Consider the following 21038-nt stretch of genomic DNA (forward strand, 5'->3'; position numbering starts at 1 on the left):
TAGCGTGACCAACCGGCGGTGAGACGGGGTATTTGCCCTCATCAGTGAGGCAGGTGTGTTTGAGCACCGCTCCTCTCGGTAGCGGTTCTCCCATCTTCGCAGGAAGGGATCCGATGAGATTTCTCGGCATCAACGCGATCTTCCATGACCCCGCGGCAGCTCTGGTCGTGGACGGGAAGGTGGTCGCCGCGGCGGAGGAGGAGCGGTTCAGCCGGCGCAAGCACGGCAAGCGCCCGCTGCCGTTCTCCGCCTGGGAACTGCCGGAGCAGGCGGCCGCCTGGTGCCTGAGGGAGGCCGGCATCGGCCCCGAGGACATCGACGCGGTGGCCTACTCCTACGATCCCGCCCTGGTCGAGCAGCGGCCGGACGGCGACTGGGAGGACCTGCGCACGCGTTACGCGGTCCGCGCCCCGCTGTTCCTGTCCACGGCGCTGCCGGGGCTGGACCCGGCCCAGGTGCGGTTCGTGCCGCACCACGTGGCGCACGCCGCCTCGGCGGGACTGGCCTCGCCCTGGCGCGACTGCGCGGTGCTGGTGTGCGACGGCCGTGGCGAGGACGTCTCCCACCTGGCCGGTCGCTACACCGGCGGCGAGCTGGAGGTGCTGGCCGCCCAGCGGCTGCCGCACTCACTCGGGCTGATGTACGAGGACGTGACCGAGCATCTGGGCTTCCTGCGTTCCAGCGACGAGTACAAGGTGATGGCGCTCGCCTCCTACGGCCGGCCGCGGTTCCTGGAGGAGCTGCGCGAGCTGGTCTACGCGACGGGCGACGGCGGCTTCCACGTGACGCCGATCGAGTGGGGCGGGTACGCCAAGCGGCTGCGCAGCGGCGAGCCGTGGACGGACGACCACGCCGACCTGGCGGCCAGCGTGCAGACCCGGTTGGAGGAGGTCCTGCTGGACCTGGCCCGCTGGCTGCACGAGCGGACCGGCGAGCGGCGCCTCGCCCTGGCCGGCGGGGTGGCGCTGAACTGCGTGGCCAACACCCGGCTGCTCGCCGAAGGGCCGTTCGACGAGGTGTGGGTGCAGCCGGCCGCCGGAGACTCCGGCACGGCGCTGGGCGGAGCGCTCCACCTGGCGCAGGCGTACGGGGAGCCGGCCGCGCCGATGGACACCGCCGCGCTCGGGCGCGGCTTCACCGACGAGGAGCTGGGCGCGTGGCTGGACGTGGCGCGCGTCCCGTACACGCGGCCGGCCGACCTGGCGGCGGCGGTGGCGGCCGAGCTGGCCGCCGACCGGATCGTCGCCTGGTTCCAGGGACGGTCGGAGTACGGGCCGCGGGCCCTCGGGCACCGCTCGCTGCTGGCCCATCCCGGGCACGCGATCAACACCGAGCGGCTCAACGACGTCAAGGGACGCGAGCAGTTCCGGCCGATCGCGCCCATGGTGCTGGAGGACCGGGCGGACGCCATCTTCGGCCGGGGTCCGGTGCCGTCGCCGTACATGCTGTTCGTGCACGACGTCCGGCCCGGCTGGCGTGAGCGCCTGCCCGCCGTGGTGCACGTCGACGGGACGGCCAGGATCCAGACCGTCTCCCCCGCCGCCGAGCCGCTGATGGCCCGGGTGCTGTCCGAGTTCGAGGCGCGCACGGGTCTGCCCGTCGTGGTCAACACCAGCCTCAACACCGCCGGGCGCCCGATGGTGGACGACCCGCGCGACGCGCTGGAGTGCTTCGGGTCCGCCCCGGTCGAGGTGCTGGCCCTGGGGCCGTATCTGATCCGGCGGCGGGAGGTGTTCGGACAGTGATCACGGTGGTGATCCCCACGATCGGGCGGCCGACCCTGCGGGCCACGCTGGCCGCGCTGGCGGGCGTGCCGGTGGTGGTGGCCGACGACCGGCCGGGCCCGGCGGACCCGCTGGAGGTGCCCGCCGGGGTACGGGTCGTGCGCTCGGGCGGCCGGGGGCCGGCGGCGGCGCGCAACGCCGGGTGGCGGGCCGCGGACACGCCCTGGGTGGCGTTCCTGGACGACGACGTGGTGCCCTCGCCCGGCTGGGTGGACGCGGTCTGGAAGGACCTGGTCGACCTGCCTGAGGACGTGGCCGGCAGTCAGGGGCGGATCGTGGTGCCGCTGCCGGCGGGCCGCCGGCCCACCGACGGCGAGCGGCACACCGCCGGGCTGGCCGGCGCCGACTGGCCGACGGCCGACATGGCCTTCAGGCGCGCGGCGCTGGAGCGGGCCGGCGGCTTCGACGAGCGCTTCCCGCGCGCCTACCGGGAGGACTCCGACCTGGCCCTGCGCCTGCTGGGGGCGGGCTACCGGCTGGTCAAGGGGGCGCGGGTGACGGTGCACCCGGTGCGCGACGACGGCTTCTGGGCGAGCGTACGGTTTCAGCGCGGCAACGCCGACGACGCCCGGATGCGGCGCCTGCACGGGCCGGGATGGCGGGCGGCGATCGGCGGCGCCCGGGGCCGGCTGCGCCGCCACGCGGCCACGACGGCCTGCGCCGCCGCCGCTCTCACCCTGGGCGCGGCCCGTGCGCTGACCTCCGGCCGGGGGCTCGGGGCCGCGGCCGTGACGGCCGCGGCGGGGTGGGCGCTGATGACCGGGGAGTTCGCCTGGGCCCGGATCCGGCCGGGGCCGCGCACCCTCCCGGAGGTGGCGCGGATGGCCGCCACCAGCGTGCTGATCCCCCCGGCGGCCTGCTGGCACCGGCTCAGAGGGGAATGGGAGGTGCGGCGATGAGCGGTCCACGGGTGCTCGTGGCGCGGCTGGACGACGCCGGGGACGTGCTCCTGGCCGGTCCCGCCGTGCGCGCCGTGCGCGCGCGGGCGGCCGAGGTCGTCTTCCTCGCCGGTCCGGCCGGCCGTGCCGCCGCCATGCTGCTGCCCGGGGTGGACCGGGTGGTGGAGTGGCGGTCCCCGTGGATCATGAGCGAGCCGCCGCCGGTGGACCGCGCCGAGGTGGAGGCGCTCGTCGAGCAGGCGCGCGGCTGCGACGAGGCGCTGATCCTGACCTCGTTCCACCAGTCGGCGCTGCCGCTGGCCCTGCTGCTGAGGCTGGCGGGGGTGCGGCGGATCGCCGCCGTCAGCGACGACTACCCGGGCTCGCTGCTGGACGTCCGCCATCGGGTCGACGAGAGCGTCGACGTGCCGGAGGCGGAGCGGATGCTGGCCCTGGCCCGCGCCGCCGGGTTCGAGCTGCCGCCCGGCGACGACGGCAAACTCGCAGTTCGGCGGCCACTCCCGGATATCACCCCAGAAATAGGGCAATTGCTCAGCGTCGGCGGCGTGGCCGGCAAAGGCGCGTATGTCGTGGTGCACCCGGGGGCCTCCGCCCCCGCCCGGACCTGGCCTGCGGAGAAGCACCGCCAGACCGTGCGGGAGCTGGTCCACGATGGGCACCGGGTCGTGGTCACCGGCAAGGAACGCGATCTCACCGCCTTCGTCGCCGGCGACGACGCCGTGGACCTCGGTGGCAGGACCTCGTTCGCCGACCTGGCCGCCGTGCTGGAGCACGCCGGGGTGCTCGTGTCCGGCAACACCGGCCCGGCACACCTGGCGGCGGCCGTCGGCACACCGGTGGTCAGCCTGTTCGCCCCCGTCGTTCCCGCCGAGCGGTGGGCCCCGTACGGGGTGCCCGCGGTTCTGCTCGGTGACCAGGACGCGCCCTGCCGTGCGAGCAGGGCGCGCACCTGCCCGGTTCCCGGGCATCCGTGCCTGTCGCAGATAGCCAGTGAGCAGGTGGTCAAGGCAGTGAGGGAGCTGACGCAGTGAAGATCGATCTCATCTCGGAGCACGCCGACCCGCTCGCCGCGATCGGCGGCGTCGACTCCGGCGGTCAGAACGTGTACGTGGCCTCGCTGGCCACGGCGCTGGCCGCGCGCGGCCACTCGGTGGTCGTGCACACCCGTCGCTCCCGACCGGACCAGCCCCGCTCGGTGCGGGTCTCCCCCGGCGTCACCGTCGAGTACGTGCCCGCGGGGCCCGCGGCGCCGGTGCCGAAGGACGAGCTTCCCCCGTACATGCCGGAGTTCACCGACCGGCTGGCCGGCCGCTGGGCGCTGCGCGCCCCCGACGTGGTGCACGCGCACTTCTGGATGAGCGGGCAGGCGGCGCTGCAGGCGGCCGACGGCGTGCCCGTGGTGCAGACGTTCCACGCGCTCGGCACGGTGAAGCGGCGCTGGCAGGGTCACGCCGACACCAGTCCCGCGCACCGCGTGGCGACCGAGCGCGCCATCGGCCGGCGCGCCGACGCGGTCCTGGCGACCTGCGGCGACGAGGTCGAGGAACTGATCGCGATGGGCGTGCCCGAGTCCCGGATCTCCGTCGTGCCGTGCGGCGTCGACCTCGACAAGTTCTGTCCCGACGGGCCCGTGGCGCCGCGCACGGACGGGCCGATGGTGCTGAGCATCGGCCGGCTGGTGCCGCGCAAGGGCGTCGACACGGTGATCGCCGCGCTGCGCCGGATCCCCGGCGCCGAGCTGGTCGTCGCCGGCGGGCGGACCGACGACGAGGAGGCGGTGCGGCTGCGTGAGCTGGCGCAGGGTTACGGGCTTCAGGACCGCGTGCACGTGATCGGCAGCGTGTCACGCGAGCACGTCCCGGCGCTCATGCGCGCCGCCGACGTGCTGGTCACCGTGCCGTGGTACGAGCCGTTCGGGCTGGTGCCCGTGGAGGCGATGGCGTGCGGCACGCCGGTCGTGGCCTCGGCGGTCGGCGGCCACCTGGACACGGTGGCCGGCTGCGGGCTGCTGGTGCCGCCGCGCAGACCGAGGGCGCTCGCCAGGGCGCTGCGCCAGGTGCTCGACGACCCGGGCAGACGGCGGGAGATCGGCGCGGCCGGCGCCCGCCGGGCCCGTGAGCGGTACGGCTGGCCGCGCGTCGCCGAGCAGACCGAGGCCGTGTACACGCAGGTGATCGACGGACAGCCGAGCCGTCTCGCCGCGCTGGGGGGATGAATGGACACGCATCTGGAGAAGCTCCGCACGGCCCTGACCAGGGTCGACGATCACGCCACCACGATCCGCACCTGGGGCGGCAAGCTCGGGGGCGTGCTCGCCGCCGGCGGCAGGCTGCTGGCCTGCGGCAACGGCGGGTCGGCTGCCGAGGCCCAGCACCTGACGGCCGAGCTGGTCGGCAGGTTCCGGGCCGACCGGCCGGCGTACGCGGCGATCCCGCTGCACGCCGACACCTCCTCGCTCACCGCGATCGCCAACGACTTCGGCGCCGACGAGGTCTATGCCCGCCAGGTCCGGGCCCACGGCCGGCCGGGTGACGTGCTGATCTGCCTGTCGACCAGCGGCGCCAGCGCCAACGTGCTGGCCGCGGCGCGGGCCGCCCAGGAGTGCGGGATCGTGTCGTGGGCTCTCACCGGGCCCGCCCCGAACGCGCTCGCCGACCTGTGCGACGACGCCATCGCCGTGCCCGCCGACGAGACGTCCACGGTGCAGGAGGTCCACCTGGCCCTGGTCCACATGCTGTGCGACGCGGTGGAGGAGGCCCTGTGAGCCAGGACGCCCCCGCCCCGGGTCCGCTGGTCGTCGTCGGCGACACGCTGCTGGACGTGGACGTCGAGGGCGAGGCCGAGCGGCTCTGCCCGGACGCGCCGGTGCCGGTGGTCGACGTGGCCGCCGAGCACGCCCGGCCCGGCGGCGCGGGGCTGGCGGCGCTGCTCGCCGCCCGGGACGGCGCCGACGTGGTGCTGATCACCGCGATCGGCGACGACCCGGCGGGGCGCCGCCTGTGCGGGCTGCTGTCGGCGGAGCTGGAGCTGGTGCGGCTGCCGCTGCGGGGCGAGACCGTACGCAAGACACGCGTCAGGGCGTCGGGCCAGACGCTCCTGCGTCTGGACACCGGCGACGGGTCCGCCGCCCCGCCCGCCGGGGCGGACCGGCAGGACGCGGAGAGCTGGGCGCGGGCCGCCGAGGCGGTCGCGGCGGCGGGGGCGGTGCTGGTGGCCGACTACGGCCGCGGGGTCGCCGCGGTGGCGCGGGAGCTGCTGCGCGGCTGCGCGGCGCCCGTGGTGTGGGATCCGCACCCCAGAGGGGGCAGGCCGCCGGAGGGATGCGCGCTCATCACGCCGAGCGAGGCCGAGGCCAGGAGACTGTGCCCCGGCGCGTTCCCCGGCGCCGACGGAGCGGCCCGCGCCATCCGGGAGGAGTTCGGGGCCGGGGCCGTCGCCGTCACCCAGGGCTCCGGGGGCGCGTCGCTGGCGCTGCCCGGCGGCGCCCTGCTCAAGATCCCCGCACCGGTCCTGGCGAGCGGCCAGGACGTGTGCGGCGCGGGCGACCGGCTGGCCGGCGCCGCGGCGCTGGCCCTGCTGGCCGGGGCCGGGGTGACGGAGGCGGTCACCGCCGGGGTCGGCGCGGCCTCGCGGTTCGTCGCCGACGGAGGCGCCGGCGCCGTCCGCGTCCAGGAGCAGGAGCTGGGCGACCGGCCGCGCACCGCGGCCGAGGTGGCCGAGCTGACCAGGGCGTCCGGCGGGCGGCTGATCGCCACCGGCGGCTGCTTCGACCTGCTGCACGCCGGGCACGTCAGCCTGCTGCGGCGGGCCCGCGCTCTCGGCGACGCGCTCGTCGTGTGCGTGAACTCCGACGAGTCCGTGCGCGGGCTCAAGGGGCCGTCCCGCCCGATCGTGAACGTGACCGACCGGGTCGAGGTCCTGCGCGAGCTGAGCTGCGTGGACGCGGTGCTGGTCTTCGACGAGCCCACCCCGGTCCGCGCGATCGAGCTGCTCCGCCCCGACGTGTGGGTGAAGGGCGGCGACTACGAGGGCGGCACGCTGCCCGAATCCGAGGTCCTGGCCGGCATCGGTGCCGAGACAGTGGTGCTGGACCTGCTGCCGGGACGTTCGACAACCAATCTGATCAAGGAGATCCGATGAACGTACTGATCACGGGGGGCTCCTCCGGCCTGGGCCTGGCCACGGCCGAGGCGGTCGAGAAGGAAGGCTGGCGGCCGCTGGTCGTCGACGTGCGCGAGCCGGACCAGCGGTTCGCGCACGTCACCGCCGATCTGGCCGACCGGGGGCAGGCCGAGCGCGCGGTCGCCGAGCTGGCCGAGCGGGCCGGCGGCCTGGACGCGATCGTCACCGCGGCCGGCATCGACCGGTGCGGGCGGCTGGAGGACGTGCCCGCCGACGACTGGGAGCAGGTGATCAAGGTCAACCTGCTGGGCACCGCCTCCGTGGTGCGGGCCGCGCTCCCGTACCTGAAAAGGTCCCGCGGCCGGATCGTCACCTGCGCGTCCACGCTCGGGCTGCGCCCGCTCAGCGACGCCTCGGCCTACAGCGCGTCGAAGTTCGGCGTGGTGGGGCTGACCCGGGCGCTGGCGGTCGAGCTGCGCGGCGAGGTGGGGGTCACCCTGCTGGTGCCGGGCGGCATGCGGACCGGCTTCTTCGACGGCCGGCCCGAGCAGTACAAGCCGGGCCCGGAGGCGGGGCTGAACGATCCCGCGGACGTCGCCCAGGCCGTGGTGTTCGCGCTCGGCCGGCCGGTCGGCTGCGAGATCAGGGAACTCGTCGTCTGCCCCGACACGGAGACATCATGGCCCTAGAACTCCTGGCGCTGCGCGGACTCGGGCTGGGCGACCTGCTCACCGCCGTCCCCGCGCTGCGCGCGCTGCGCCAGGCCCATCCGGAGCACCGGATCACGCTCGCCACCCCGGCCTATCTCGGCCCGCTGCTGCCGCTCACCTGCGCGGTGGACGACCAGATCGACGTGTCCGGGCCGGGTCCGGTGCCGTTCGGGCGTCCGGACATCGCGGTCAACCTGCACGGCCGGGGCCCGCAGAGCGTCGAGGCGCTGCGCCGTACCGAGCCCGGCCGGTTGATCAGCTACGAGGACGGCCCGCCCTGGCAGGACGGCGTGCACGAGGTGCGGCGCTGGTGCGATCTGCTGGAGTGGTACGGCATCCCGGCCGATCCGCGGGATCTGACGCTCGGCGTGTCCGACCGGACCGGGCCGGCGATCGTGCACCCGGGGGCCGCGTTCCCGGCCAGGCGCTGGCCGCCGGAGCGGTTCGCCAAGGTGGCGGCGCTGCTGGACGACGTGGTCGTCACCGGCAGCGCCGAAGAGGTCGGCCTGGCCAGGAGAGTGGCCGAGCTGGCGGGGCTGCCGGCGGATCGGGTGCTCGCCGGCCGCACCGACCTGGCCGACCTGATCGAGCTGGTGAGCAGGGCCCGCCTGGTGGTGTGCGGCGACACCGGCGTGGGCCACCTGGCGACCGCGTTCTGCGTGCCGTCGGTGGTGCTGTTCGGGCCGGTGTCGCCGATGCAGTGGGGGCCGCCGCCGGGGTGGCGGCACGTCGCGCTGTGGACCGGGCACCGGGGCGACCCGCACGGCGACAGGCCGGACCCCGGCCTGCTCGAGATCGAGGTTTCCGAAGTCGTCGACGCCGCCATGGAGGTCACGTCATGAGAGCGCTGGTCACCGGAGGAGCCGGGTTCCTCGGCTCCCACCTGTGTGAGCGGCTGCTGGACCGGGGGGCTGACGTGGTGTGCATGGACAGCTTCCTGACCGGCGGGCCGCGCAACGTGGAGCACCTGATCGACCGGCCGTCGTTCCGCATCGTCGAGTGCGACCTGACCGGCTACGTGCACGTACCCGGCCGGGTCGACCTGGTGTTGCACTTCGCCTCGGCCGCCTCGCCGGCCGATTACCTGCGCTACCCGATCGAGACGCTGCGCGTCGGCAGCGTCGGCACGCTGCACGCGCTCGGGCTCGCCAGGGAGAAGGGGGCCAGGTTCGTGCTGGCCTCCACCAGCGAGGTGTACGGCGACCCGCTGGAGCACCCGCAGCGCGAGACGTACTGGGGGAACGTCAACCCGGTCGGCCCGCGCAGCGTCTACGACGAGGCCAAGCGCTTCGCCGAGTCGCTGACCACGGCCTACCGGGTCTCGCGCGGCACCGACACCGGCATCGTGCGGATCTTCAACACGTACGGGCCGCGCATGCGGCCGTTCGACGGCCGGGCGATCCCGACGTTCATCCGCCAGGCGCTGACCGGCGAGCCGATCACGATCACCGGGGACGGCTCGCAGACCCGTTCCATCTGCTACGTGGACGACACGGTGTCGGGTGTGCTGGCCATGGCCGACAGCGACTTCGACGGGCCGGTGAACCTCGGCAACCCGGACGAGCTGACCATGCTCGACCTGGCCATGACGATCAAGGAGCTGACCGGGTCGTCGTCGCCGATCGAGTTCATCGACCGGCCGGAGGACGACCCGAAGGTGCGCCGGCCGGACACCACGCTGGCCGCCGAGAGGCTCGGCTGGACGGCGAAGGTGCCGGCCGGCGACGGGCTGCGGCGCACCATCGAGTGGTTCACCGCGGAGCTGAAGCGCCACCGCCCGCCGGTCAGGATGACGGGCGCCGGGGCGGCCTAGAGCGTCACGCCGAGGAGGGCGTCGGCCAGGTCGCGGACCAGGGCCGGCGCCGACGGGTCGCTCCCCCGCCCGTCGAGCGCCTCGCCGGCCCACCGGTCGACGGCGGCCACGGCGCCGGGGGCGTCGAGGTCGTCGGCGAGCCGGTCGCGCACGTCGGCCAGCAGGTCGCCGGCGGGCGGCGCGGCGTCGAGCGCCACGGCGGAGCGCCAGCGCTCCAGCCGGGCCTCGGCGTCGGCGAGCAGGGCGGGGGTGTACTCCCAGTCGGCGCGGTAGTGCTTGCCCAGCAGGAGGAGCCGGATCGCCATCGGGTCGTGCTCGGCCCGCAGCTTGGAGACGAACACGAGGTTGCCCCGCGACTTGGACATCTTCTCGCCGTCGAGGCCGACCATGCCGGCGTGGGTGTAGAAGCGGGCGAACGGCCACCGGCCGGCGGCCGCGTAGCCCTCGGAGGCGCCGCACTCGTGGTGCGGGAAGATCAGGTCGGAGCCGCCGCCGGCGACGTCGTAGCCGGCGCCCAGGTTGTCGAGCGCGATCGCGGTGCACTCGACGTGCCAGCCGGGCCTGCCACGGCCCAGCGGGGTGTCCCAGGCGGGCTCGCCGGGCCGCTCGGCCCGCCACAGCAGCCAGTCGAGCGGGTCGCGCTTGCCGGGGCGCTCGGGGTCGCCGCCCCGCTCGGCGAACAGCTCCACCATCCGCTCGCGGGAGTAGCCGGACACCTCGCCGTAGTGAGGGGCGGCCGCGGCGTCGAAGTAGACGTCGCCGTCGAGCGCGTAGGTGACGCCCCGCTCGCCCAGCTCGCCGATCAGCTCCGCCACCCGGCCGACGACCTCGGTGACGGCGACGTACTCGCGGGGCGGCAGGATGCGCAGCGCCTCCATGTCGGCGCGGAACAGGTCGATCTCGCGCTCGGCCAGGCTCTGCCAGTCGACGCCCGTCTGCTCGGCCCGCTCCAGCAGCGGATCGTCGACGTCGGTGGCGTTCTGCGTGTAGTGGACCTGGTGCCCGGCGTCGCGCCACATCCGGCCGGCCAGGTCGAAGGCGAGGTAGGTGTTGGCGTGGCCGAGGTGGGTGGCGTCGTAGGGGGTGATGCCGCAGACGTACATTCTCGCGGTCGGCCCGGGATCGGTCTGCCGGACCTCCCGGGACGCGGTGTCGTAGAGCCGCAGGGGGACGCTCGCGCCGGGGAGCGTGGGAACGTTGGGGGCGGACCACGATTTCATGTCTTCGAGCCTATCCGTGCTGATCAGCGGTCATGTCGGTGAACTCGTACGTCACGCCGTCCGGCGCCAGCGTCAGCAGAGTGACACTGAGGCTGGCGAAGACGCGGCCGTCGGGCAGTTCGTGCCTGACGATCAGCGCCTCGGGGGCGTCGGAGGGCGGGTCGCGGAGCGGCTCGTGCCAGTCGGCGTCGCCGGCGAATCTCGGCAGGTGGGTGGTGACGCGCTCGTGGTCCGGGTCCAGGCCGGTGTTGACGATCACGTGGGTGCCGCCGGGCAGTTCGGAGGTCTCCAGGCGGTGCCCGTCCCAGCTGAACAGGCGCACCCGGTCCGGGTCCGCGAGGACCAGGTGGAACGGGTCGTAGCGGGTCAGGTCGGCATCCGGGAGATCGCCGGAGACGACGGCGCGCAGCGGCAGGTCGCCGCGGGAGACCTTGCGGGCCTCCGGCGCGGGTGTGCCGCGGCCGTTGAGCAGTGCGGCGGCCCGGGCCGCCGCCCGGTCGACCGCGAGCCAGGTGCCGCCCGCCTTGAGGTCACGCCCGCCGACGACACCGGGATAGTCGGGCCAGTGTTCGGCCGGGCCTTCCCATGGGCGGTCGGCGAACTCGTCCCTGATGCCCATCAGAGTGAGGGGCCGCCCCGTTCTCACGATCACCGTGCACATGGGGCAAAGCGTACAAAACCTGCTCAGATGGGCGGCCAGGGGATGGCAGGCCAGCCCTCGAAGGGGTACGGATGGACCCCGGTGTCGAGCAGCCGCCGCACGCGCTTCCAGGTCGCCTCGACCTCGGCCGTGGTCAGCAGCTCGCGCAGCCTGCGGCCGAGCGAGCCGGAGTCGAGCTCGCGCTCCAGCTTGGCCAGCACGCCCACCGCCTCGCGTGCCAGCGGTTTGCCCCGCCACTGCCACAGGACGGTGCGGAGCTTGTCCTCGACGGCGAAGCAGACGCCGTGGTCGACCCCGTAGACGTGACCGGTCGACAGCGGCAGCAGGTGGCCGCCCTTGCGGTCGGCGTTGTTGACCACCGCGTCGAAGACCGCCATCCGGCGCACCACCGGGTTGCGGCTGCGCACCAGCCGCATCAGGTCGACCTCGCGCTCGGTGTCGATCCACAGCTGGCACATGCCGGGCCCGAACGGCCCGTCGCGGTAGACCGTGGGCGGCACGATGTGCCAGCCGGTGGCCTGGGAGACCTCATAGGCGGCGACCTCGCGGGCGGCGAGGGTGCCGTCGGGGAAGTCCCACAGCGGGCGCTCGCCGCGGACCGGCTTGTAGACGCACGCGGCCGAGCGCTCGCCCAGCCGGACCGTGCAGTAGAGGGTCATGTTGGTGGCTTCGACGAGGCGCCCGGCCATCTCCAGGCGGCCGTCACGGAGCAGCTTGAGCGTCTCCTCCTCGTCCATGGCCGAGGGGAGGGCAGCCTTGACGGCGGGCTCGCTCTCCGGAGCGGTCATGAAGCCGCCTCACCTCCGCGGTAGCCGTTGAGACGTACGCACACATGCCCCTCGGCGTCGAGCGGCTGCGCGCACAGGGGGCACGGCGGGCGGCCCGCCGCGACGATCTCCAGCGCCCGCTGGGTGAAGGCCCGCGCGGCGCCGGCGCTGATGCGCACCCGCAGCACCGCGGGCTCGGGCGCGTCGAGGTCTTCCTCGTCGACCATCTCCTGTGCCTCGATGACCACCTGGGACCGGTCGGGATCCCACGCCAGCGCCATCGTGCCGACCCGGAAGTCCTCGGACACGGGGAGGTCGAGCGGCGCTTCGTCGGCCAGGTCGGCGGGGGCGACGGCGGGCACGTGGGCGGCCCCTCCGCTGCGCCTCAGCACCTCGTCGAGCAGCTCTTCGAGCCGGCCCGCGAGCGCCGCCACCTGCAGTTTCTCCAACGCGACCGTGGTCAGTCGCCCCTCGGACCTGGCCTGCAGAAAGAAGGCGCGCGCACCCGGCTGGCCGAGGGCGCCCGCCACGAACCTCTCCGGCGGGTCGTAGTCGAAGACCGGCATAGCCTGACCTTACGTGGTCCCGGGCCCGCCGCCGACGGCGGCATCGCTCCCGGTGGAGTTTTCTCCCCCGTCTTTCTCCTCCGAATCCTCGGGAAGCCTCAATTCACCCATATCGTTGAGCCTGAGAACAAAGGGACGCAAGGGGGCATAGCGAATAACGGTGAGAGCGGCTGGATCAGCAGTTATCCGTTGAAACTGATCGAGGTGCAGCCCCAGGGCGTCGGCGACGATCGCCTTGATCACGTCTCCGTGACTGCAGGCGAGGTAGACAGCCTTCTCCCCCAGGCGGTGATTCCACTCCCGGATCGCGGCCACGGCGCGGTGCTGCATCGCGGCCATGGGCTCGCCGCCGGGGAACGCCGCCGCGCTGGGGTGGGCCTGCACCACCGGCCAGAGCGGATCCTTGGCGAGCTCCTTCAGCTCGCGCCCGGTCCAGTCGCCGTAGTCGCACTCGAGCAACCGGTCATCGGTCAGCACGCTCAGCCCGCGGCCCGCCGCGACGGCCTCGGCGGTCTCGTGGCAGCGCTCCAGCGGGCTGGAGACGATCGCGTCGAGCCGTACGCCGGCGATCCGCTCCGCCAGCGCGGCGGCCTGCGCGCGGCCCGCGTCGCTGAGGTGGACGCCGGGGGTGCGGCCGGCCAGCACCGGCCCCGTCAGGTCGGTCAGCCCGTGCCGGGCCAGAAGCAGCGTGGTCATCCACCCAAGTGTCGCAGGCCGCTGTCTCTGCGTACGACCCGCCCGAGCGGTAATCTGGCGGGATCATGGAGCAGCGCTATGTCGGCCGCAGCGGCCTGTCGGTGTCCCGGCTGGGCCTGGGCACGATGACGTGGGGGCGTGACACCGACACCGACGACGCGGCGGCGCAGCTGGGGATGTTCCTCGACGCGGGCGGCACGCTCGTCGACACGGCCGACGTCTACACCGGCGGCGACGCCGAGCGGGTGCTCGGCCGCCTGCTGCGCGACCAGGTGCCGCGCGGGGAGCTGGTGATCTCCACCAAGGCGGTGGTGACGCCGATGGGCCGCCGGCCGCGCGACGCCTCCCGGCGCCACCTCATCGCGGCCGTCGACGACTCGCTGAGCCGCCTCGGCGTCGACTACGTCGACCTGTGGCAGCTGCACACCTATGACGCCGAGGTGCCCCTCGACGAGACGCTGGCCGCGCTCGACGCCATCGTCTCCTCCGGGCGGGCGCTGTACGCGGGCGTGTGCGACTACACCGGCTGGCAGCTCGCCGCGGCCTCGGTGACCCAGCGGGTGATCCCCGGCCGTGCGCCGATCACCTCGGCGCAGACCGAATACTCCCTGCTGGCCCGCGACGCCGAGCGCGAGCTGCTGCCCGCCGCCCACCACCTGGGCGTGGGCGTGCTCGCCTGGTCGCCGCTCGGCCGCGGGGTGCTGACCGGCAAGTACCGCACCGGCATCCCCGCCGACTCCCGCGCCGCAACCCCGCATTTCGCCGACTTCATCCGGCCCTACCTCGACGACCGGTCCCGCAGCGTGGTCGAGTCGGTCGTGACGGCCGCCGAGGGGCTGGGCGTCTCGCCGACGGCGGTGGCGCTGTCTTGGGCCCGCGACCAGCCGGGGATCGCCTCGGCGATCGTCGGGGCGCGCACGCTCGCGCAGCTGAAGGGCACGCTGCTCGCCGAAGACCTGGAGCTTCCGATCGAGATCCGAGAGGCCCTTGATGACGTCTCGTCCCCCGAATGACGACGAAAGAGAGCCCCACTCGCGTATCACTAGTCGATACCGAATCGCAACTTTACCGAGAAAAACCCTGCGTCGTCCGCCCCGTACCCATAAGGATTTTCCTCGGAAGCGACGCGGGAGGGGACGGATGGGGAGCAGGACCGCGATCTCGGCTGGGATCCTCGCGGTGTCGATCGCGGCTCTTCCGATCGCCGCGGTCCCGGCGGCGGCCCAGGCGGCGCGGGCCGGCGACTGCGAGCACGGCGGGGGCGGCCTCCTCTCCGGGGTGACCAACGGCCTGTGCGACGCCGTGGGCGCCGTCACCGGCACCGTCGACAAGCTGACCGGCGGGCTCACCGAGCCCCTCACCGACGGCCTCGGCAAGACCACCGACAAGGTGCTCGGCACCGTCGGCGAGGCCGTGCCCACCACCCGCGCGAAGCCGTCGGGCGCGCCGTCGGCCGACTCCACGCCCTCCACCAAGCCCAGGAAGACCCTGCTGCCGGAGCCGCTCGGCGACGTGTGCCTGCCGGGCCTGGCCTGCGAGGACGAGGGCCTGCTGGAGGAGACGCTGCGGCCCAGCCCGCGGGCGACGGGCCGCGACACGGCCGAGCCCGAGACCGAGACCAAGACCGACGACGAGCCGCAGGAGCGCCGCCGCGCCGACCGCGAGGAGGACGCGGAGGCGGTGCCGACGACCTGGCCGACGCAGCCGCCCATGCGGGAGACCCACTCCATCGACGGCAGCGAGGAGCCGGTCACCGACGAGCCCGCCGCCGACCCCGAGGACCTCCGGATCGACCTGCTGTGGCCCAACCCGTTCACCGACGAGCTGCCCCTGCCGGTGGGCAGGGAGCCGGTGGTGCGGCCGGTCGCGCCGGCCTCCGACGTGGTGGGCACCACGCTGACCGTGGTGCTGCTCGCCACGGCGATCCTGGCCAGCCGCGTGGTGCAGCAGCGCAGGCGCCGCGGCGAGCCGCAGGAGTCGATGCCGTTCGAGCCGGCGGGCCGCCACCGCCTCGCCTGAGATCAGCCACCGGCTCGCGTGAGGTCAGCCACCGGCTCACGCGAGGTCAGCCATCGGCTCACGCGAGATCAGCCACCGGCTCACGCGAGATCAGCCACCGGCTCACGCGAGATCAGCCACCGGCTCACGCGAGATCAGCCACCGGCTCACATGAGGTCAGCCATCGGCTCACGCGAGGTCAGCCACCGGCTCGCCTGAGATCAGTCATCGGCTCGCGTGAGGTCAGCCGCCGATGGCGTGGACGCCGCCGTCGACGTGCACGATCTCGCCGGTGGTGGCGGGGAACCAGTCGGACATGAGCGCCACGCAGGCGCGGGCGGCCGGGACCGTGTCGGCGAGGTCCCAGCCGAGCGGGGCGCGGTCGGGCCAGCTCTCCTCGAACTCCTTGAAGCCCGGGATCGACTTGGCCGCCATGGTGCGCAGCGGCCCGGCGGCCACGAGGTTGACCCGGATGCCGTGCTTGCCCAGGTCGCGGGCGAGGTAGCGGTTGCACGACTCGAGGCCGGCCTTGGCCACGCCCATCCAGTCGTAGACCGGCCAGGCCTTGCTGGCGTCGAAGTCGAGGCCGACGACCGCGCCGCCGTCCTTCATCAGCGGCAGGCAAGCCACCGCGAGCGACTTGTAGGAGTAGGTGGAGATGTGCAGGGCGGTGGCGACGTCCTCCCACGCGGTGTTGAGGAAGTTGCCGCCGAGCGCCGACTGCGGGGCGAAGCCGATGGAGTGGACGACCCCGTCGAGGCCGTCGACGTGCTCGCCGACCCGGGCGGCCAGCGTGCCGAGCTGGTCGGTGTCCTGCACGTCGAGCTCCAGCACCGGGGCGGGCGCGGGCAGCCGCTTGGCGATCCGCTCGACCAGGCTCAGCCGGCCGAAGCCGGTGAGCACCACGGTCGCGCCCTCCTCCTGGGCCAGCTTGGCGACCGAGAACGCGATGGACGCGTCGGTCAGCACGCCGGTCACGAGAATCCGCTTGCCTTCGAGTATGCCCACGTCAGTGCCCCATTCCCAGACCGCCGTCGACGGGGATCACGGCCCCGGTGATGTAGGAGGCGTCGTCGCTCGCCAGGAAGCGGACGACGCGCGCGACCTCCCCGGGGGTCGCCTGGCGCCCGAGGGGGATGTTCTTGACGATCGCCTCGGTGTCGAGCTCGGCCGTCATGTCGGTGGCCACGAACCCGGGCGAGACCACGTTGACCGTGATGCCGCGCGAGCCGTACTCGCGGGCCAGGGAGCGGGCGAAGCCGATCAGCCCGGCCTTGGAGGCGGCGTAGTTGGACTGGCCGGCCTGGCCGAGCATGCTGATCACGGAGGAGATGAGGATGACGCGGCCGCGCTTGAGCCGCATCATGGGCCGGATGGCCCGCTTGGCGACGCGGTAGGCGCCGGTGAGGTTGGCGTCGATGACGTCGGTGAAGGTCTCTTCCTTCATCATCGCCAGCAGGGTGTCCTTGGTGATGCCGGCGTTGGAGACGAGGACCTCGACCGGGCCGTGCTCCGCCTCGACCTTGTCGAAGGCGGCCTCGACGTCGGCCGTGCTGGTCACGTCGCACCTGACCCCGAACAGCCCTTCCGGCGGCTCTCCAGAGCGATAGGTGACGGCGACGGCGTCGCCGCCGGCGGCGAGTTCACGGGCGATCGCGAGGCCTATGCCGCGATTGCCTCCGGTGACGAGTACAGAGCGAGCCATGGCACCTGACGCTATCTGCTACCGGCCGGTACCCGCTTATCCGGGTGGTACAAGATCACGGGGTTAGGATCGTGGACATGCGCCAGATCGACTCCGACTTCCTCGCGCTCCCGCTGCGGCGGCTCGCGGACGCAGCGTTGCAGCGCGCCCGCGACCTGGGCGCCGAACACGCAGACTTCCGGCTGGAACGCATCCGCGCCGAGACGCTCAGCCTCTACGACGCCCGGCTCCAAGGCGCCGCCGACGCCGACGACCTGGGCTATGCCGTCCGTGTCGTCAAGGGCGGCACCTGGGGCTTCGCCGCCGGCATCGATCTCACCCCGGAGGCCGCCGCGCGGGTGGCCGAGCAGGCGGTGCGGGTGGCGGAGGTCAGCGCCCCCATCAACCGCGAGCCCATCGAGCTGGCCCCCGAGCCGGTCCACGCCGACGCCGTCTGGGTGTCGCCCTACGAGGTCGACCCGTTCGAGGTGCCCCAGGCCGACAAGGTGGCGCTGCTGGCCGACTGGTCGGCGGGGCTGCTCAAGGGCGCCGACCACGTCTCGGCCGCGCTCCTGCAGATCAAGGAGCAGAAGTTCTACGCCGACACGGGCGGCACCACGACCACGCAGCAGCGGGTCCGCCTCTACCCGCAGCTCAACGCCATGAAGGCGTCGGAGACCGGGTTCGACGACATGTCGACGATCGCGCCGCCCGCCGGGCGCGGCTACGAATACCTGACCGGCACGGGGTGGGACTGGCAGAGCGAGCTGGCCGCGCTGCCGCTGCACCTGGAGGAGAAGCTGGCCGCGCCGTCGGTCGAGGCGGGCGACTACGACCTGGTGATCGACCCGTCCAACCTGTGGCTGACCATCCACGAGTCGATCGGCCACGCCACCGAGCTCGACCGGGCGCTCGGCTACGAGGCCGCCTACGCCGGCACCAGCTTCGCCACCTTCGACCAGCTCGGCGAGCTGGTGTACGGTTCGCCGCTGATGAACGTCACCGGCGACCGCACCGTCGAGCACGGGCTGGCCACGGTCGGCTTCGACGACGAGGGCGTGCAGGGGCAGAGCTTCGACATCGTCCGCGACGGCGTCCTGGTCGGCTACCAGCTCGACCGGCGGATGGCGCTGATGAAGGGGTTCGGCCGGTCCAACGGGTGCGCGTTCGCCGACTCGCCGGGCCACACGCCGATCCAGCGGATGGCCAACGTGTCGCTCCGGCCCGCGCCTGACGGCCCGTCCACCGAGGAGCTGATCTCCGGGGTGGAGCGGGGACTCTACATCGTCGGCGACAAGAGCTGGTCGATCGACATGCAGCGCTACAACTTCCAGTTCACCGGGCAGCGCGCCTACCGGATCTCCCACGGCAAGCTGGCCGGGCAGGTCCGCGACTTCGCCTACCAGGCCACCACGACCGACTTCTGGCAGTCGATGGAGGCCGTCGGCGGCCCTGACACCTACGTCCTGGGCGGCGCGTTCAACTGCGGCAAGGGCCAGCCGGGGCAGGTCGCGCCGGTCAGTCACGGCTGCCCGTCGGCGCTGTTCAGGAACGTCCGGATCCTCAACACCGTTCAGGAGGGCGGAAAGTGACGACTCCCCAGGAGATGGTGGAGAGGGCGCTGGAGCTCTCCACGGCCGACGGGTGCGTGGTGCTCGTCGACGAGCACTCCACGGCCAACCTGCGGTTCGCGGGCAACACGCTGACCACCAACGGCGTGGCCCGCTCCAACCGCCTCACCGTGATCTCGGTGGCCGGGCAGGGCGTGGGCATGGTGTCGCGCGCCGCCGTGCGCCCCGAGCAGCTCGCCGACGTGGTGGGCGCCGCCGACGCGGCGGCGCGCGACGCGCAGCCCGCCGAGGACGCCCGCGAGCTGGTGTCCGGCGTGCCGGCGAGCCCTTCCTGGGACGAGCCGGTGCCGCCCACCGGCATCGGGGTGTTCGAGGAGTTCGCGCCCGCGCTCGGCGAGGCGTTCTCGGCCGCCGAGTCGGGCGGCAGGAGGCTGTACGGGTTCGCCGAGCACACCCTCACCTCGACCTTCCTCGGCACGTCCGCGGGCCTGCGGCTGCGCCACGACCAGCCGACCGGGCGGCTGGAGCTCAACGCCAAGTCCGCCGACCTGAAGCGTTCGGCGTGGGCCGGGGTGTCCACCAAGGACTTCACCGACGTCGACGTGGCCGCGCTCGACGCCGGGCTGGCGCGGCGGCTCGACTGGGCCAAGACGCGGGTCGACCTGCCCGCGGGCCGCTACGAGACGCTGCTGCCGCCCACGGCGGTGGCCGACCTGATGGTCTACATGTTCTGGTCCGCGGGCGCGAGGGACGCCGTGGACGGCCGCTCGGTGTTCGCCAGGCCGGGCGGCGGCACCCGGGTGGGCGACCAGCTCGCCACGGTGCCGGTGACCCTCTCCAGCGACCCCGCGGCCGAGGGCATCGCCTGCGCGCCGTTCGTGATGGCCCATGCCTCCGGCCGGCAGAGCTCGGTGTTCGACAACGGGCTGCCGCTGTCGGCCACCGACTGGATCCGCGAGGGGCGGCTGGAGTCGCTGCTGCAGACCCGCTACTCGGCCGAGCTGAGCGGGCTGCCGGTGACGCCCGCCATCGACAACCTGATCATGAAGGGTCCCGACGAGGGCCGCTCGCTCGACGACATGATCGCGTCCACCAGCCGGGGGCTGCTGCTGACCTGCCTGTGGTACATCCGCGAGGTCGACCCGCAGACGCTCCTGCTGACCGGGCTCACCCGCGACGGCGTCTACCTGGTCGAGCACGGCGAGGTGGTGGGCGAGGTCAACAACTTCCGGTTCAACGAGAGCCCCGTCGACCTGCTGGGCCGGCTGAGCGAGGTGGGCCGGTCCCAGCAGACGCTGGCGCGCGAGTGGGGCGACTACTTCACCCGCACCGTCATGCCCGCCGTGCGGGTGCCCGACTTCAACATGTCGACGGTCAGCCAGGCGAGCTGATCGCCAGTTCGTGCACCCTGGCCCAGCGCCGCCCGGTGACCAGCCGGGCGGTGAGGTCGTCCAGGTCGTAGACGATCGACCAGCGGGTGTGCGGCTGCGCCACCTCGCGCAGCAGGTCGAGGGCGTCGGCGCGGGTGCCGGCACCCTCGGCCAGGGCGGCGTAGCGGGCGTCCGACAGCCGGTCGTCCGGCCGGGTGCCGGCCATGGTGATGTTGGTGAGGATCCGGTCGTCGACGACGTGCAGCCGGCCGCCGCCGTACTCGGCGACCACGGCCCGGCCGGTCCTGTCGGCGATCAGGTAGTGCACCTGCGGCCCGCCGGTGAACTCGACGTCGTAGCGGCCCATGAGCGCGATCGCCTCGTCCACGGTGGCGGCGTGGTCGAGCATCAGCCGGATGACGCGCGTGGTGCCCACCAGGACGCGCCCGGGCGTCCTGGCGGGCAGCTCGGCGTCGGGCGTCTGGGCCAGGCCGACCGCCAGGCCCTTCTCGTTCATGCCGTCGAACGGCAGCAGCACCGCGTGGCCGAGCCGCCGCCGGTGCCGCGGGTCCGTCAGGTCGGGGCCGCCGGTGGACTCGCCGCCGAGCACGTACGAGACGTCGGAGACGGAGATCGAGGCGTACCCGCCGGGCGGGTCGGCGTGCACCACCATGGCGGCGTGCGGGTCCCAGTCGAAGTTGCGCCCGAACTCGGGCCCGCCCGCGGAGCCCGGGCCCCGGGCGAACAGCGAGCACGCCCAGGCGCTGTCGGGCCGGGCCAGCTCCTCGTCGGTGAGCGGCGCCTCGGCGTCGTAGCCGCCGTGATAGGTCATCACGTACATCGGCAGGTCGTCGAGCCGCCGCAGGCTGCCCGCCGTCCGCTCGATCTGCTCCTGGCTCTGCCGTAACACCGGGCTCTGCTGTGACGCCGGGCTCTGCTGTGACGCCGGGCTCTGCTGTGACGCCGGGCTCTGCTGTGACGCCGGGCTCTGCTGTGACGCCGGGCTCTGCTGTGACGCCGGGCTCTGCCGTACGGGGCGCTCCTGCGAGCACGCCGCCTGGGACACGAGGAGCAGTGCCGTCAGCACCACCGCGGTACGGCTGCGCATGACCGAAGTGTGCCGCCCGCTCGCCGATCCGTCACCCCTCGGGCGGGAACGGCGGGCGTGCGGCGGGCG

The 21038-nt window shown here is 73.7% G+C and carries 21 protein-coding genes; 13 read left to right on the forward strand and 8 right to left on the reverse strand.

Annotated features, from left to right (window positions below; all coding sequences use genetic code 11):
• Positions 1-113: 113 nt before the first annotated feature.
• From ACGFI7_RS26635 to ACGFI7_RS26675, 9 genes are read left to right on the forward strand one after another with little or no spacing between them, the layout of a single operon-like run.
• Positions 114-1745 carry a carbamoyltransferase gene (locus ACGFI7_RS26635; protein ID WP_393409302.1) on the forward strand — a complete coding sequence of 544 codons (1632 nt, stop codon included), beginning with the start codon at positions 114-116 and terminating at the stop codon, positions 1743-1745.
• Entirely contained in the window at positions 1742-2683 is a 942-nt protein-coding gene (locus ACGFI7_RS26640; RefSeq protein WP_393409303.1) for a glycosyltransferase family 2 protein, read from the forward strand. Before ACGFI7_RS26635 ends, ACGFI7_RS26640 begins: the two co-directional genes overlap by 4 nt.
• Complete coding sequence (locus ACGFI7_RS26645; protein ID WP_393409305.1) at positions 2680-3714, forward strand: glycosyltransferase family 9 protein; 1035 nt, start codon at positions 2680-2682, stop codon at positions 3712-3714. Before ACGFI7_RS26640 ends, ACGFI7_RS26645 begins: the two co-directional genes overlap by 4 nt.
• A complete protein-coding gene (locus tag ACGFI7_RS26650) occupies positions 3711-4898 on the forward strand; it encodes a glycosyltransferase (protein WP_393409307.1) in 1188 nt (395 codons plus the stop codon). Before ACGFI7_RS26645 ends, ACGFI7_RS26650 begins: the two co-directional genes overlap by 4 nt.
• Positions 4899-5447: an SIS domain-containing protein gene (locus ACGFI7_RS26655; protein WP_393409308.1), complete on the forward strand. Its 549-nt coding sequence runs from the start codon at positions 4899-4901 to the stop codon at positions 5445-5447.
• A complete protein-coding gene (locus tag ACGFI7_RS26660) occupies positions 5444-6823 on the forward strand; it encodes a PfkB family carbohydrate kinase (RefSeq protein WP_393409309.1) in 1380 nt (459 codons plus the stop codon). The genes ACGFI7_RS26655 and ACGFI7_RS26660 overlap by 4 nt, the downstream gene beginning before the upstream one ends.
• Complete coding sequence (locus ACGFI7_RS26665; protein WP_393409310.1) at positions 6820-7494, forward strand: SDR family oxidoreductase; 675 nt, start codon at positions 6820-6822, stop codon at positions 7492-7494. Before ACGFI7_RS26660 ends, ACGFI7_RS26665 begins: the two co-directional genes overlap by 4 nt.
• Positions 7485-8357, forward strand: a complete 873-nt coding sequence (locus ACGFI7_RS26670; RefSeq protein WP_393409312.1) for a glycosyltransferase family 9 protein — start codon at positions 7485-7487, stop codon at positions 8355-8357. The genes ACGFI7_RS26665 and ACGFI7_RS26670 overlap by 10 nt, the downstream gene beginning before the upstream one ends.
• On the forward strand, positions 8354-9328 hold the full coding sequence (locus tag ACGFI7_RS26675) for a UDP-glucuronic acid decarboxylase family protein (protein ID WP_393409313.1): 975 nt from the start codon (positions 8354-8356) through the stop codon (positions 9326-9328). Before ACGFI7_RS26670 ends, ACGFI7_RS26675 begins: the two co-directional genes overlap by 4 nt.
• On the opposite strand, the gene mshC is transcribed toward ACGFI7_RS26675, so the two are convergent.
• The 5 genes from mshC to ACGFI7_RS26700 are packed head-to-tail and all read right to left on the reverse strand — an operon-like array spanning position 9325 to position 13238.
• Entirely contained in the window at positions 9325-10548 is a 1224-nt protein-coding gene (gene mshC / locus ACGFI7_RS26680) for a cysteine--1-D-myo-inosityl 2-amino-2-deoxy-alpha-D-glucopyranoside ligase (RefSeq protein WP_393409315.1), read from the reverse strand. The genes ACGFI7_RS26675 and mshC overlap by 4 nt on opposite strands.
• A 10-nt stretch (positions 10549-10558) precedes the next feature.
• Positions 10559-11209, reverse strand: coding sequence for an NRDE family protein (locus ACGFI7_RS26685; protein ID WP_393409316.1), 651 nt, complete (start codon positions 11207-11209; stop codon positions 10559-10561).
• 23 nt (positions 11210-11232) lie between these two features.
• Positions 11233-11997, reverse strand: a complete 765-nt coding sequence (locus tag ACGFI7_RS26690) for an SCO1664 family protein (RefSeq protein ID WP_393409318.1) — start codon at positions 11995-11997, stop codon at positions 11233-11235.
• The gene (locus ACGFI7_RS26695; protein ID WP_393409320.1) at positions 11994-12542 is read right to left on the reverse strand and encodes a DUF3090 domain-containing protein; all 549 of its coding nucleotides are present in this window, start codon (positions 12540-12542) and stop codon (positions 11994-11996) included. The genes ACGFI7_RS26690 and ACGFI7_RS26695 overlap by 4 nt, the downstream gene beginning before the upstream one ends.
• Before the next feature lie 9 nt (positions 12543-12551).
• Entirely contained in the window at positions 12552-13238 is a 687-nt protein-coding gene (locus tag ACGFI7_RS26700; protein ID WP_393409321.1) for an MSMEG_4193 family putative phosphomutase, read from the reverse strand.
• Between the two features lie 65 nt (positions 13239-13303).
• Between ACGFI7_RS26700 and ACGFI7_RS26705 the strand changes: the two genes are divergently transcribed.
• Both ACGFI7_RS26705 and ACGFI7_RS26710 read left to right on the forward strand, forming a co-directional pair.
• Positions 13304-14251, forward strand: a complete 948-nt coding sequence (locus ACGFI7_RS26705) for an aldo/keto reductase (protein WP_393409323.1) — start codon at positions 13304-13306, stop codon at positions 14249-14251.
• Positions 14252-14378: 127 nt separating this feature from the next.
• Entirely contained in the window at positions 14379-15257 is an 879-nt protein-coding gene (locus tag ACGFI7_RS26710; RefSeq protein ID WP_393409324.1) for a hypothetical protein, read from the forward strand.
• A 222-nt stretch (positions 15258-15479) separates the two neighbouring features.
• On the opposite strand, the gene fabI is transcribed toward ACGFI7_RS26710, so the two are convergent.
• Both fabI and fabG read right to left on the reverse strand, forming a co-directional pair.
• Entirely contained in the window at positions 15480-16244 is a 765-nt protein-coding gene (gene fabI, locus ACGFI7_RS26715) for an enoyl-ACP reductase FabI (RefSeq protein WP_393409326.1), read from the reverse strand.
• 1 nt (position 16245) lies between these two features.
• Complete coding sequence (gene fabG / locus ACGFI7_RS26720; RefSeq protein WP_393409327.1) at positions 16246-16941, reverse strand: 3-oxoacyl-ACP reductase FabG; 696 nt, start codon at positions 16939-16941, stop codon at positions 16246-16248.
• 77 nt (positions 16942-17018) lie between these two features.
• On the opposite strand from fabG, the gene ACGFI7_RS26725 reads away from it, so the two are divergent.
• Both ACGFI7_RS26725 and ACGFI7_RS26730 read left to right on the forward strand, forming a co-directional pair.
• Complete coding sequence (locus ACGFI7_RS26725; protein ID WP_393409328.1) at positions 17019-18512, forward strand: TldD/PmbA family protein; 1494 nt, start codon at positions 17019-17021, stop codon at positions 18510-18512.
• A gap of 14 nt (positions 18513-18526) precedes the next feature.
• Entirely contained in the window at positions 18527-19882 is a 1356-nt protein-coding gene (locus tag ACGFI7_RS26730) for a metallopeptidase TldD-related protein (protein WP_393409571.1), read from the forward strand.
• On the opposite strand, the gene ACGFI7_RS26735 is transcribed toward ACGFI7_RS26730, so the two are convergent.
• Positions 19866-20969: a carcinine hydrolase/isopenicillin-N N-acyltransferase family protein gene (locus tag ACGFI7_RS26735; protein WP_393409330.1), complete on the reverse strand. Its 1104-nt coding sequence runs from the start codon at positions 20967-20969 to the stop codon at positions 19866-19868. The genes ACGFI7_RS26730 and ACGFI7_RS26735 overlap by 17 nt on opposite strands.
• Positions 20970-21038: the final 69 nt, after the last annotated feature.

Origin of the sequence: Nonomuraea sp. NPDC048826, from assembly GCF_043198225.1 — a bacterium.
Lineage (GTDB): Bacteria > Actinomycetota > Actinomycetes > Streptosporangiales > Streptosporangiaceae > Nonomuraea.

What these genes read in the sequence shown, in the direction of transcription:
- ACGFI7_RS26635 (WP_393409302.1), top strand. Translation starts at nt 114, where the DNA reads ATGAGATTTCTCGGCATCAACGCGATCTTCCATGACCCCGCGGCAGCT.
- ACGFI7_RS26645 (WP_393409305.1), top strand. Translation starts at nt 2,680, where the DNA reads ATGAGCGGTCCACGGGTGCTCGTGGCGCGGCTGGACGACGCCGGGGAC.
- ACGFI7_RS26655 (WP_393409308.1), top strand. Translation starts at nt 4,899, where the DNA reads ATGGACACGCATCTGGAGAAGCTCCGCACGGCCCTGACCAGGGTCGAC.
- ACGFI7_RS26665 (WP_393409310.1), top strand. Translation starts at nt 6,820, where the DNA reads ATGAACGTACTGATCACGGGGGGCTCCTCCGGCCTGGGCCTGGCCACG.
- ACGFI7_RS26670 (WP_393409312.1), top strand. Translation starts at nt 7,485, where the DNA reads ATGGCCCTAGAACTCCTGGCGCTGCGCGGACTCGGGCTGGGCGACCTG.
- ACGFI7_RS26675 (WP_393409313.1), top strand. Translation starts at nt 8,354, where the DNA reads ATGAGAGCGCTGGTCACCGGAGGAGCCGGGTTCCTCGGCTCCCACCTG.
- mshC (WP_393409315.1), bottom strand. Translation starts at nt 10,548, where the DNA reads ATGAAATCGTGGTCCGCCCCCAACGTTCCCACGCTCCCCGGCGCGAGC.
- ACGFI7_RS26685 (WP_393409316.1), bottom strand. Translation starts at nt 11,209, where the DNA reads ATGTGCACGGTGATCGTGAGAACGGGGCGGCCCCTCACTCTGATGGGC.
- ACGFI7_RS26690 (WP_393409318.1), bottom strand. Translation starts at nt 11,997, where the DNA reads ATGACCGCTCCGGAGAGCGAGCCCGCCGTCAAGGCTGCCCTCCCCTCG.
- ACGFI7_RS26695 (WP_393409320.1), bottom strand. Translation starts at nt 12,542, where the DNA reads ATGCCGGTCTTCGACTACGACCCGCCGGAGAGGTTCGTGGCGGGCGCC.
- ACGFI7_RS26700 (WP_393409321.1), bottom strand. Translation starts at nt 13,238, where the DNA reads ATGACCACGCTGCTTCTGGCCCGGCACGGGCTGACCGACCTGACGGGG.
- ACGFI7_RS26705 (WP_393409323.1), top strand. Translation starts at nt 13,304, where the DNA reads ATGGAGCAGCGCTATGTCGGCCGCAGCGGCCTGTCGGTGTCCCGGCTG.
- ACGFI7_RS26710 (WP_393409324.1), top strand. Translation starts at nt 14,379, where the DNA reads ATGGGGAGCAGGACCGCGATCTCGGCTGGGATCCTCGCGGTGTCGATC.
- fabG (WP_393409327.1), bottom strand. Translation starts at nt 16,941, where the DNA reads ATGGCTCGCTCTGTACTCGTCACCGGAGGCAATCGCGGCATAGGCCTC.
- ACGFI7_RS26725 (WP_393409328.1), top strand. Translation starts at nt 17,019, where the DNA reads ATGCGCCAGATCGACTCCGACTTCCTCGCGCTCCCGCTGCGGCGGCTC.
- ACGFI7_RS26730 (WP_393409571.1), top strand. Translation starts at nt 18,527, where the DNA reads ATGGTGGAGAGGGCGCTGGAGCTCTCCACGGCCGACGGGTGCGTGGTG.
- ACGFI7_RS26735 (WP_393409330.1), bottom strand. Translation starts at nt 20,969, where the DNA reads ATGCGCAGCCGTACCGCGGTGGTGCTGACGGCACTGCTCCTCGTGTCC.